Origin of the sequence: Micromonospora sp. KC207 (assembly GCF_004348615.1) — a bacterium.
Classification (GTDB): domain Bacteria; phylum Actinomycetota; class Actinomycetes; order Mycobacteriales; family Micromonosporaceae; genus Micromonospora.
In genome coordinates, this window is sequence record NZ_SMKJ01000224.1 from 1 (window position 1) to 12,387 (window position 12,387).

The window sequence follows — 12,387 nt, forward strand, 5'->3', positions numbered from 1 at the left end:
GGCGATCACGCTTGCCGGCGCGGGGGTCGCTGGGGTGGCGGGCGTCGCCGCCGGGGCCGGCGTGCTGGCCCGCGGCAGGGCGGAACACGCCTCGGCGAATCAGGGCACGGCGGCCGGTGCGGTGCCGTTCCACGGCGAGCACCAGGCCGGCATCACCACCCCGGCCCAGGACCGGCTGCACTTCGTCGCCTTCGACGTGATCACCAAGGACCGGGCCCGCCTGGTCGAGCTGCTCGGCGAGTGGACGGCCGCCGCCGCCCGGATGACCGCCGGTGAGGAGGCCGGGGTGACCGGCGCGGTCGGCGGCGTGCCGGAGGCCCCGCCGGACGACACCGGCGAGGCCCTCGGGTTGCCCCCGTCCCAGCTCACCCTCACCATCGGCTTCGGGCCGACGCTGTTCCGCGACGCCCAGGGCCGGGACCGGTTCGGCATCGCCGACCGCCGCCCGGCCGCGCTGGCCGACCTGCCGCACTTCGCCGGGGACGCGCTGCGGCCGGAGATCTCCGGCGGCGACCTCTGCGTCCAGGCCTGCGCCAACGACCCCCAGGTGGCGGTGCACGCCATCCGCAACCTGGCCCGCATCGGCATGGGCGTGGTCAGCGTCCGCTGGTCGCAGCTCGGGTTCGGCCGTACCTCGTCGACCTCGACGGGGCAGGCCACCCCGCGCAACCTGTTCGGCTTCAAGGATGGCACGGCCAACCTCAAGGCCGAGGACGACGGGCTGCTGCGCGAACACCTCTGGGTCCAGCCCGGCGACGGCCCGGACTGGATGACCGGCGGGTCGTACCTGGTCACCCGGAAGATCCGGATGCTCGTCGAGACCTGGGACCGCAGCTCGCTGGTCGAGCAGGAGCAGATCGTCGGCCGGGCCAAGGGCAGCGGCGCGCCGCTGGGCCGGGCCGACGAGTTCGACGAGCCCGACTTCGCCGCGAAGGGCGACGACGGCCAACCGGTGATCGCCGAGAGTTCGCACGTGCGGCTGGCCCACCCGGACGCCAACGACGGCGCGCGGCTGCTGCGCCGGGGATACAACTTCGTGGACGGCTCCGACGGGCTGGGCCGGCTCGACGCCGGGCTGTTCTTCATCGCCTACCAGCGGGACCCGCGCAAGCAGTTCGTGCCCATCCAGGCCCGGCTGGCCCGCAACGACGCGATGAACGAGTACCTGCGGCACGTCTCCAGCGGCGTCTTCGCCTGCCCGCCGGGGGTGCGCGACGACGGCGACCACTGGGGCCGGGCGCTGTTCGGCTGAGCTGGCGACCCGCCGGCGGCCTGCGGACGGTGCCGGTCCCACCGACTCGGGGGAGGATGGAAGTATAGATCCCATGAGAGCCCGGGTACTGGTGGTCGACGACGACCCCGCGCTCGCCGAGATGCTCGGCATCGTCCTGCGCAGCGAGGGCTTTCTGCCCTCGTTCGTCGCCGACGGGGAACGGGCCCTGGCCGCGTTCCGGGAGAATCGGCCCGACATAGTCCTGCTCGACCTGATGCTGCCCGGGATGAGCGGCATCGACGTGGCCCGGGCGATCCGGGGCGAGTCCGGCGTGCCGATCGTGATGCTCACGGCGAAGAGCGACACCGTGGACGTGGTGCTCGGTCTGGAGTCCGGCGCGGACGACTACGTGGTCAAGCCGTTCAAGCCCAAGGAGCTGGTGGCCCGGATGCGGGCCCGGTTGCGCCGGGGCGAGGACGTGGCTCCGGAGCTGCTGACCGTCGGCCCGCCCGGCAACCAGATCAGCATCGACGTGCCCGCGCACACCGTGAGCCGTAACGGCGAGGAGGTGAAGCTGACGCCGCTGGAGTTCGACCTGCTGGTCGCGCTCGCCCGCAAGCCGCGCCAGGTCTTCACCCGCGAGGTGCTGCTGGAACAGGTCTGGGGGTACCGGCACGCCGCGGACACCCGGCTGGTCAACGTGCACGTGCAGCGGCTGCGGGCCAAGATCGAGCCGGACCCGGAGCGCCCCGAGATCATCCTGACGGTGCGGGGCGTGGGCTACAAGGCGGGCACGGGGTAGCCTTGGCCGCACTGTGACCACCTCCCCGCCCTCCGTTTCCGCACCCACGGTCACCCGCCGGTCACCCGCCGCGCGGGAGTTGTGGCGTGCGCTGTCCGGTCGGGTGGCCCGGCTGGTGGCCGGCCTGCGCCAGACGTGGCGTCGCTCGCTCCAGGTCCGGGTGGTGACCATCACACTGGTCGCCTCCAGCCTGCTCGTCGGCGGTTTCGCCTACCTCATCGCTGACAAGATCACCAACATCCTGCTGGAGAACGCCGAAACCGACGTCCGGCTGCGGCTCAGCAGCGGCAGCGACTACGCGGCCAAACAGTTCAGCCTGTTCAGTCAGGCGCAGGAGGCCCAACTCCAGGACACCATCGACGGCACGGTCAACTACCTGGCCGGCGGCGACCCGCAGCAGACCAGCGGGGTGGTGGTGGCGATCACGGCCGACAACTACACCGGGATCATCGAGCCGCGCTCCTCACCCGACGTCAACGTCCGCCCGCTGATCAGCCGGGAGCTGCGGGCCACGGTCGCCGACGGCAACATCGCCAGCCAGATCCGCACCGGCCGGCTCACCGGAGACACCACGAAATACCTGGTGTACGGCTCTCCGGTACCGACCCGGTTCGGCCAGGTGGAGCTGTACTACCTCGTCCCGCTGATCCGGCAGGACGCCACGGCGACCGACGCCCGGGCCACCGTGGTGGCCACCGGGGCGGCCCTGGTGCTGCTGCTCGGCCTGCTCGCCGCCCTGGTCACCCGGCTGGTGGTGACGCCCGTGCGGGTGGCCGCCCGGACGGCCCAGCGGCTCTCCGCCGGTCTGCTCGATCAGCGGATGGCCGTCAACGGGGAGGACGACCTGGCGCTGCTGGCCGCCTCGTTCAACCAGATGGCGACCAACCTGCAACGACAGATCCTCCGGCTGGAGGAAATGTCCCGCCTGCAACGCCGGTTCACCTCCGACGTCTCGCACGAGTTGCGTACCCCGCTGACCACCGTCCGGATGGCCGCTGACCTGATCTTCGCCGAGCGAGAGGAGTTCGAGCCGGCCGTGGCCCGCAGCGCCGAGCTGCTCCAGGCCGAGCTGGACCGGTTCGAGGAACTGCTCACCGACCTGCTGGAGATCAGCCGGTTCGACGCGGGGTTCGCCATGCTGGACGCCGAACCGACCGACCTGGTCCCGGTGGTGCACCGGGTGACCGACCGGCTGGCAGGGCTGGCCGAGCGGGTCGGCGTCACCATCGACCTGGACATGCCGGACACCCCGGTGATCGCCGAGGTGGACCCGCGCCGCGTCGAGCGGGTGCTGCGCAACCTGGTCGGCAACGCCGTCGAGCACGGCGAGGGCAAGCCCGTCCTGATCACCCTCGGGCAGGACCGGGCGGCCGTCGCCGTGACCGTCCGGGACCACGGGGTGGGCCTCAGACCGGGCGAGGAGAAGCTGGTCTTCAACCGATTCTGGCGGGCCGACCCGTCCCGGGCGCGGCAGACCGGCGGCACCGGCCTCGGCCTGTCCATCAGCCTGGAGGACGCCCGGCTGCACGGCGGTTGGCTGGAGGCGTGGGGCGCGCCGGGGCAGGGCGCGCAGTTCCGGCTCACCCTGCCCGCCCGGTCCGGCGACCGGCTGACCACGTCGCCGCTGCGGTTGGTCCCCGCCGACGCCATCCTGCCCTTCGGCGGCCCCCGGGCCGGCGGGCTGCTCGACATCGGCCCCGGCACCGGGGGAGCCCTGGCCGTCGGGCCGGCGACGGGAGCCGACGACCGGGCGGAGGTGGGGTCGTGAGGCGGCCCGGCCGGTTCGCCGGGCTGCTCGCCGGGGTGCTCCTGCTCACCGGGGCGGCCGGTTGCGGCATCCCCGGGAGGTCCGACGTCAAGGTGGACGGGCAGGTCGCCGCCGCCAAGTCCGGCTCGTCGAGCTTCCGCCGTGACGAGCCACCGAACCGGCTCGCCAGCGGTACCGACCGCGCGGCCTTCGTCACCAACTTCCTTTCGGCCGCCGCTGGCGAGGCGGACCGCGCCTACTACCGGGTCAAGCAGTTCGTCGCCCCCGAGGGGCGCAGTCGAATCCAGGAGAAGCAGCAGCCCAGCGAGGTGACCCTCACCGTCGTGCGGCTGCGCGAGGCGCCGGTGATCACCGACAGCACGGACGGCACCCGGGTCACGCTGCGGGTGCAGCAGATTGGCCTGCTGCGCGCCGACGGCACCCTCATGCCGCCGGTGGCCACCGAGACCGAGTACCGGTTCGAGCTGCGCGCCGCCGCCCAGGAGGACAAGCCGGACACCGGCTGGTACGTCGCCGATCCGCCGCCGAACGTGCTGCTGCTCAGTGATCAGGCGCTGCGGCAGTACTACCAGACCCACATCGTCTACTTCTGGAACACCGGTCGCACCCAGCTCGTGCCCGACCAGCGTTACCTGCCGCTGGCCGTGCCCGACGAGCGGCGGGTCACCGAGGTGGTGAAGTGGCTGACCGCGGGGCCGTCGGAGTGGCTGGGGCCCGGGACGAGCCGGCTACCCGACGGCACCCGGCTGATCAACAACGCGACCGGGGCGGACGGGCGGTGGGAGGTCAACCTCGACATGCCCGTGGACGCGGACGACCAGCGGGTGGAGGACTTCGTCGACCAGCTCGCCTGGTCGCTGCCGGAGCTGGACGGCCAGCTCGAACTGCGGATCCACAACCAGACCCGGGTGACGGTGCCCGACCTCAGGCAGCGCCGGCGGGCCCACCTGGCCTACCCGCTCAGCGCCAACCCGCAGCGGTTCTGCGTCTACGACGGCGCGGTCCACCCGCTCGACTTCGGCGGCGGTGAGGCGTTCGGTGTCGCGCCGGTCACCGAGGCGGTCAACAAGGGCGTCGTCTCGGCCGGGTTCAGCCGCTCCCACGACGGGATCCGCGCCGCGCTGGTGACCGCCGGGGCGGACAAGCGGCAGCGGTTGGTGGTCGGCGTCGGCGCGGCGCCGGTGTCGATCGTCCAGCGCGGCACCCGCACGTTCGCCGCGATGGGCCGGCCGGTGTGGCTGCGCTCGCCGGCCCCGGACCGGCCGCAGGGCCTGGTGGTGGCCGACGGCACGCTCTACCGCTTCGACTCCGGCGCCCAGTTGCGGGCCGTCCCGCTGACCGCCGAAGGCGAGGTGACGGCGGTGGCGGCGTCGCTGGACGGGCACCGCATCGCGGTGATCGTCGGCGGCGCGCTGTACGTCGCGGCGGTCAACCTCAACGGCGGCGTGGTCACCGTGGGCCCGGCGCGTCGGCTGGTCACCTCGCTGACCGACCTCTCCGCGGTCGACTGGGCGGGGGAGAACACCCTGCACCTGGCGGGCTCCGCCGGTCGGCCGGCGATCTACGACATCAGCGTGGACGGCGCCCTGGAGACGCCGCTGCGCCGGGACATCGGCGCCCGGGTCACCCACCTGTCGTCGTACCCGCTGAACGCGGTGGCACCGTTTCCCAACGGGAACCTGATGTACGAGGCGAACGGGGTGGCGTACCGCAACAGCCCGTTCGACACGATCAAGCGGGACGAGGTGCGGGACGTGACGCCTCCGCTGGCCGGGGTGCAGGCCGGCAACCCGACCGCCCCCTTCTTCCTCTACTGAGATGCGCGCGGTCGCCGGCCTCTGGGCGGATCTGGCCGACCTGGTGCTGCCCGTGGAGTGCGCCGGTTGCCGGGAGCGCCGGGCGGCCCGGCACGGGTTCTGCCCCGGCTGCGTGACGGCCCTGGCGGCGCTGCGGCCCCGACCGGTGCGCCCCACCGCGGCCCCGCCGGGGCTGCCCCCGTGTGTCGCCCTCGGCCCGTACGGCGGCGCGCTGCGGGAGGCGCTGCTGGCGTACAAGGAACGGGGCCGGCACGGGCTGGCCCGGCCGCTGGGCGGGCTGCTCGCCGAGGTGGTGGCCGGTGCGGTCGGCGCGGCACGGCCGGTGCTGCTGGTCCCGGTGCCGGACACCGCGGTGGCGGCCCGCGCCCGGTACGGCGACCACCTCGACCGGCTGGCCCGGCACGCGGCGGCCCGGCTGGGCCGGGCCGGCTGGCCCGTGCGGGTGCTTCGGCCGTTGCGGGCGCTGCCCCGACCGGACTCGGCCACCCTGGACAGCGCGGGCCGGGCCCGTGCGGCGCAGTCGGCCTTCCAGGCCCGGCCGAGGGTCGCCCCGCCCAGGGCCCGCGCCGGGGCGCCGGCGCCGGTGGTCGTGCTGCTCGACGACATCGTCACCACCGGCGTCACCCTGGCCGCCGCAGCCCGGGTGCTGAGCGCGACCGGCCTGTCGCCCACGGTCGCGGCGGTTCTCGCCGCGACGGAAAAACGCCGCCGTTCGTGACTCAACGTGTTTCTGATTCACCCGACCGTGCGGGGCCTGTGAAAATTCTGAGGCTTTGCGCGGTGGGGGGTGACGGCCGGGCGAACAGGGGTTAGCGTTTTCGTGTCGGGGGTAGGAAGGCATTCCACTCGCCCCCGGCGGTGAGAGGAGGCGTAACCGCACTGACCCGGTCGACGCCGAACGAGGGTTCCCAGAAGGCGAGCCGGCCGGGATTTCCGGATCGAAGACCGTCCGAACAAGGGAGGTCACGTGGACATCGTGGTCAAGGGCCGGAACGTCGAGGTCCCGGATCATTACCGGGTGCACGTAGCCGAGAAGCTCGCAAAGATCGAACGTTACGATCACAAGCTTATCCGCGTCGATGTCGAGTTGTTCCACGAGCGTAATCCGCGCCAGTCCGACCATTGCCAGCGGGTCGAGATAACGTGCGTTTCCCGTGGTCCGGTGATTCGGGCCGAGGCCTGCACCGACGATTTCTACAGCGCACTCGACGCCGCGATCGCCAAACTGGACAACCGGCTGCGCCGGGCTGCGGACCGCCGCCGGGTCCATCGGGGCCGGCACGCGCCGATCTCAGTCGCGGCGGCCACCGCCGACCTGCCGGTCGCTGGCCTCGATGCGCCCGTCCCGGCCCTCGACGGCGTCCGATCGGCCACGGCAACCGCCGTAGCCGACCGGTTCGAGGAGGAGCCTGACGACCAGCCCTGGCACATCGCCCGGGCGAAGGTCCACCCCGCCGAGCCGATGACGGTCGACGACGCGCTGTTCCAGATGGAACTGGTGGGGCACGACTTCTACCTGTTCCACGACAAGGAGTCCGGCCGCCCCAGCGTCGTCTACCGGCGACACGCCTACGACTACGGCATCATCTCCCTCGACATCTGACCCCGACGGTGGCCCCGCTGACCCGGTGGGTCAGCGGGGCGCGTCGGTGGCGAGCAGGCCGTACAGGACCGAGTCGATCCGGGTGCCCCCGGGGCCGGGCAGCCGGCCGCGCAGCAGGCCCTCCCGGGAGAAGCCGGCGCGCTCCAGCACCCGTTGCGAGGCCGCGTTCTCCGGCCGGGTGCCCGCCCAGACCCGGGCGAGCCCCACCCCGTCGAACGCCCAGGCGGCGACCAGGCGCACCGCCCGGGTGGCCAGGCCCCGGCCCCGCCCCGCCGGCAGCAGGCTGTAGCCGATCATCGCCTGCCCGGTGGCGGGCTCGTCGTGGTGCAGCATGCACCCGCCGGCCAGCTCGCCGCCGCGCGCGTCCACGATCGCCAGGTCGGCCGAGACCCCGGCCAGCCAGCGGCTGCCCGCCAGCCGGCAGCGCCGCTCGACGTCGGCGAGCGACGGCGGCTGCGGGGGCACCCGGTTCGCGACGACCTCGGGCAGGCGGTGCAGCCGGAACAGCGCCGCCGCATCGTCCGGCCCGACCGGGCGCACGGTCACCACGCCGTCGGTGAGCCTGCCGCCGGGCAGGTCGGGCAGGAGCCGGGTCGTCGGGCCGGGCGGGTCGTCGGCCAGGCGTACCCAGCAGACCAGGTCCTGCCGGCCGCCGTCGCGCGCCAGGTTCGCCGCCCGGCGTACCCCCTCGTGCCGGAACCCGGTGGCGAGCGCGACCCGCTGGCTCGCCGTGTTCTCCGCGTGGGTGAGCAGCTCCAGGCGGGCCGTACCGTGCGCGAAGGCCGTCGCCGCCAGCGCCCGGGTCGCGGCGGTGGCCACCCCGCGGCCCCGCGCCCACGGCGCGACCCAGTAGCCCAGCTCCGCCTGCTCCCGCACCGGCACCACGTTGCCCAGGCCGGTGCCGCCGAGCAGCCGGTCGGTGGCCGGATCCGCGATCGCGTACGCGGCCCCGCCGGCAGCCCACGCCGCGGGGGCGCCCTCGGTCACCCACCACCGGGCGTCGGCCTCGGTGTACGGGCTGGGCATGCCGGGAATGAACCGCTGGGTGAGCGGGTCGGCGCAGGCCGCCGCGATGTCGGGCACGTCCGCGACGCAAAACGTCCGCAGCCGTATCCCCTCGGCCCCGACGGCGTCGGGCAGGCGCGGCCCGCTCACGCCTCGTCCCCGGCCGGCGCGGACGAGGCCCCGGTCAGGTCCCCGGGCAGCAGCGACGCGACCCAGGCGTCGGCCCGGCCGCCGGCGCGGGTGGTCAGCAAGCCCCGCGCGGTGCCCTCCAGGGTGAACCCGGCCTTCTCGGCGGCCCGGCGGGAGGCGGTGTTGCCGACGAAAGCGCGCCACTCGATGCGGGCGAGGCCGAGAGTGGTGAACCCCCAGGCGGCCAGGGCGGCGGTCGCGGCCGGCAGGTATCCCCGGCCCCGCGCGTGCGGCGCGGTCATGAAGCCGACCATGCCCCGCACCGGGTCGGCGGCGGCGATCCGCAGGTCGACCGAGGCGACGTACCGGTCGTCGCCGTCGGCGACCGTGAAGTACGCGCCGGTGCCGCGCGCCCAGCTCGCGTCGGCGACGTCGCGCTTGAACCCCTCGGCGTGCGCCCGCTCGTACGGGGCCGGCACCGTGGTCCACTCGATCGTCCGCGGGTCCCGGCAGGTCCCGGTGATGGCGTCGAGGTCGCGCTCCTCGATCGGCCGCAGCCGCAGCTCCCGCGCCCCGACGGTGGCGAACAGGGTGGGCTGCGGCCGACCGAAGACGGCGGCCCGGCGGGCGTCGAGGGTGTCCGGCCCGGCGGGCCCGGGCGCGCCCGGCGCGGGCAGGTCCTCGGCGAACAGGGAGCCGATCCAGCCCTCTCGCCGCCCGCCGGGCGACGGGTGGGCCAGCCGCAGTTCGCCCTCCACCCGGAAGCCGGCGCGCAGCGCGGCCAGCCGGGAGGCGTGGTTGCCGATCTCGGCCTGCCAGATCAGCCGGCGCAGCCGGAGCGCGTCGAACGCCCAGCGGGCCACCGCCCGGGTGGCCCGGGTGGAGACGCCCCGGCCCCGGGCCCACGGCGCCACCCAGTAGCCGATCTCGCCGGAGTTTGTGGTCTGGTCCAGCGACACCAGCCCGCACGAGGCGAGCAACTCGCCGGTGACGGCGTCGCAGACGGCGAACGGCGCGCGGGACCCGGCCCGCCAGTCCCCGGCGCTGACCTCGGTGACGTAGGCGCGGGCGTGTTCGGGCAGGTACGGGCGCGGTACGGTGGTCCAGCGCTGGATGTCCGGATCCTGGCAGGCCCGGTGCACGGCGTCCGCGTCGGCTGCCCGCCAGGGTCGCAGCAGCAGGCCGTCCTCGGTGAGCTCCACGGGTTCCACCCGAGCCATCGTGCCGGATCTTTCGCGCTGGGCGTAACCGGATATCCCGCCGCCCGGCCGGCGGTCGGAGCGTTATGTCGGTTTCTCGCCGATCAGACCGCCGCCACCAGTGACCATCGGGCCGACGGAGCGCCTACGATGGTTCGAGACTGTCTAGGGGAGCGTTGATCCGTGTCGATTCTGGAAAAGGTCCTTCGCGCGGGCGAGGGCCGCATGGTGCGCCGGCTGAAGGCCATCGCCGCCGCCGTCAACTCGATCGAGGACGACTACGTCAACCTCACCGACGACGAGCTGAGGAGTCTCACGGACCAGTACCGGGAGCGGCTCGCCGACGGTGAGACCCTCGACGACCTGCTGCCGGAGGCGTTCGCCGCAGTGCGCGAGGCGGCTGCCCGGGTGCTCGGGCAGCGACCGTACGACGTCCAGGTGATGGGCGGCGCGGCGCTGCACTTCGGCAACATCGCCGAGATGAAGACCGGCGAGGGCAAGACCCTGACCTCGGTCATGGCGGTCTACCTCAACGCGCTGTCCGGCAAGGGCGTGCACGTGGTCACGGTCAACGACTACCTGGCCCAGCGTGACGCCGCCTGGATGGGGCGGGTGCACGAGTTCATGGGCCTGACCGTCGGCGTGGTGCTGCCCAACCGGCCGGCGAGCGAGCACCGCGCCGCGTACGAGTGCGACATCACCTACGGCACCAACAACGAGTTCGGCTTCGACTACCTGCGCGACAACATGGCCTGGTCGAAGGACGAGCTGGTCCAGCGCGGCCACAACTTCGCCGTGGTCGACGAGGTCGACTCGATCCTGATCGACGAAGCCCGGACGCCGCTGATCATCTCCGGCCCGGCCGAGCACTCGGCCCGGTGGTACGGCGAGTTCGCCGGAGTGGTGGCCCGCCTCCAGCCCGGCAAGGACGGCGAGGGCGACTACGAGATCGACTACGCCAAGCGCACCATCGCGGTGACCGAGCGCGGCGTGGCCAAGGTAGAGGACCGGCTCGGCATCGACAACCTCTACGAGTCGGTGAACACCCCCCTCGTGGGCTACCTCAACAACGCGATCAAGGCCAAGGAGCTCTACAAGCGCGACAAGGACTACATCGTCAGCGACGGCGAGGTCCTGATCGTCGACGAGTTCACCGGCCGCATCCTGCATGGGCGGCGCTACAACGAGGGCATGCACCAGGCGATCGAGGCCAAGGAGGGGGTGGAGATCAAGCAGGAGAACCAGACCCTGGCCACCATCACCCTCCAGAACTACTTCCGTCTCTACGAGAAGCTGTCCGGCATGACCGGCACGGCCCAGACCGAGGCGGGCGAGTTCAACAAGGTCTACAAGGTCGGCGTGGTGACCATCCCCACCCACCGGCCGATGGTCCGGGAAGACCGGGCCGACGTTATCTACAAGACCGAGAAGGCCAAGTTCAACGCGGTCGTCGAGGACATCGCCGAGCGGCACCAGGCCGGTCAGCCAGTGCTGGTGGGCACCGTCTCGGTGGAGAACTCCGAAATCATCTCCCAGCTGCTGCGCCGCCGGGGCATCCCGCACGCCGTGCTGAACGCCAAGTTCCACGCCCGGGAGGCGGAGATCGTCGCCCAGGCAGGGCGCAAGGGCGCGGTCACCGTGGCCACCAACATGGCCGGCCGGGGCACCGACATCCTGCTCGGCGGCAACGCCGAGTTCCTCGCCGCCAACGAGCTGCGCCAGCGCGGCCTCGACCCGGCGGAGAACGAGGAGGAGTACGCCAAGGCGATGGAGGAGGTCCTGCCCAAGTGGAAGCAGGCCTGCGACGTCGAGGCGGAGGAGGTTGCCGCCGCCGGCGGGCTCTACGTGCTGGGCACGGAGCGGCACGAGTCCCGGCGAATCGACAACCAGCTGCGCGGCCGGGCCGGCCGGCAGGGTGACCCGGGCGAGTCCCGCTTCTACCTGTCGTTGCAGGACGAGCTGATGAAGCGCTTCCGGGCCGGCGCGGTCGAGGCGGTGATGGAGCGCTTCAACATCCCGGAGGACGTGCCCATCGAGTCGAAGATGGTCACCCGCCAGATCAAGAACGCCCAGGCCCAGATCGAGGGCCAGAACGCCGAGATCCGCAAGAACGTCCTGAAGTACGACGAGGTGCTCAACAAGCAGCGCCAGGTCATCTACGCCGAGCGCCTGCGGGTGCTCAACGGCGAGGACCTCTCCGACCAGGTCCGCAACATGATTGACGACGTCGTCGGCGCGTACGTCGTCGGTGCGACCAGCGACGGGTACGCCGAGGACTGGGACCTGGAGCAGCTCTGGGTCAGCCTCAAGCAGCTCTACCCGGTGGGCGTGACCCTGGAGGAGCTGGAGGAGGAGGTCGGCTCCCGGGCCGGCCTGGACCAGGACTTCCTGGTTGCCCGCCTCAAGGAGGACGCGCACGCCGCGTACGACCGGCGCGAGGAGCAGCTCGGTGCCGAGGGCACCCGCCAGCTCGAACGGATGGTGCTGCTCCAGGTCATCGACCGCAAGTGGCGCGAGCACCTCTACGAGATGGACTACCTCCAGGAGGGCATCAGCCTGCGGGCGTACGCCCAGCGCGACCCGGTGGTGGAGTACCAGCGCGAGGGCTTCGACATGTTCGCCACCATGATGGACGGCATCAAGGAGGAGACGGTCGGCTTCCTCTACAACCTGGAGGTCCAGGTCCAGGAGGCCGAGCCCGAGGCCGAGGAGGTGCAGCTGCTGGAGAAGCCGGTGGAGATCAAGGCCAAGGGCCTGGGCCGCGCCCCCCAGCAGCAGGGTCTGCAGTACTCCGCGCCGACCATCGACGGCGAGGCAGGTGCCGGCGCGGTCGCCGTGGAGCGGCCCGAGG

9 protein-coding genes are annotated in these 12,387 nt (G+C 72.9%); 7 read left to right on the top strand and 2 right to left on the bottom strand.

All coding sequences use genetic code 11. The annotated features are described in order from the left end of the window. The 6 genes from efeB to hpf all read left to right on the top strand — a co-directional run. On the top strand, positions 1–1,252 hold a 1,252-nt coding region (gene efeB / locus E1258_RS23710; protein WP_243715645.1), incomplete at its 5' end, for an iron uptake transporter deferrochelatase/peroxidase subunit. A 73-nt stretch (positions 1,253–1,325) separates the two neighbouring features. Then, on the top strand, positions 1,326–2,015 hold the full coding sequence (mtrA, locus tag E1258_RS23715) for an MtrAB system response regulator MtrA (RefSeq protein ID WP_007074918.1): 690 nt from the start codon (positions 1,326–1,328) through the stop codon (positions 2,013–2,015). 79 nt (positions 2,016–2,094) lie between these two features. Beyond that, positions 2,095–3,783 carry an MtrAB system histidine kinase MtrB gene (gene mtrB / locus E1258_RS23720; protein WP_371688672.1) on the top strand — a complete coding sequence of 563 codons (1,689 nt, stop codon included), beginning with the start codon at positions 2,095–2,097 and terminating at the stop codon, positions 3,781–3,783. Continuing rightward, positions 3,780–5,600 carry an LpqB family beta-propeller domain-containing protein gene (locus E1258_RS23725; protein ID WP_165949882.1) on the top strand — a complete coding sequence of 607 codons (1,821 nt, stop codon included), beginning with the start codon at positions 3,780–3,782 and terminating at the stop codon, positions 5,598–5,600. The genes mtrB and E1258_RS23725 overlap by 4 nt, the downstream gene beginning before the upstream one ends. A 1-nt stretch (position 5,601) precedes the next feature. Beyond that, on the top strand, positions 5,602–6,318 hold the full coding sequence (locus E1258_RS23730; RefSeq protein WP_132405015.1) for a ComF family protein: 717 nt from the start codon (positions 5,602–5,604) through the stop codon (positions 6,316–6,318). A gap of 249 nt (positions 6,319–6,567) precedes the next feature. Then, positions 6,568–7,203, top strand: coding sequence for a ribosome hibernation-promoting factor, HPF/YfiA family (hpf, locus tag E1258_RS23735; protein WP_132405017.1), 636 nt, complete (start codon positions 6,568–6,570; stop codon positions 7,201–7,203). A gap of 30 nt (positions 7,204–7,233) precedes the next feature. On the opposite strand, the gene E1258_RS23740 is transcribed toward hpf, so the two are convergent. Both E1258_RS23740 and E1258_RS23745 read right to left on the bottom strand, forming a co-directional pair. Further along, positions 7,234–8,358: a GNAT family N-acetyltransferase gene (locus tag E1258_RS23740; protein WP_207919686.1), complete on the bottom strand. Its 1,125-nt coding sequence runs from the start codon at positions 8,356–8,358 to the stop codon at positions 7,234–7,236. Further along, positions 8,355–9,557: a GNAT family N-acetyltransferase gene (locus E1258_RS23745; RefSeq protein WP_207919687.1), complete on the bottom strand. Its 1,203-nt coding sequence runs from the start codon at positions 9,555–9,557 to the stop codon at positions 8,355–8,357. Before E1258_RS23745 ends, E1258_RS23740 begins: the two co-directional genes overlap by 4 nt. 162 nt (positions 9,558–9,719) lie before the next feature. On the opposite strand from E1258_RS23745, the gene secA reads away from it, so the two are divergent. Continuing rightward, on the top strand, positions 9,720–12,387 hold a 2,668-nt coding region (secA, locus tag E1258_RS23750; RefSeq protein WP_132405021.1), incomplete at its 3' end, for a preprotein translocase subunit SecA.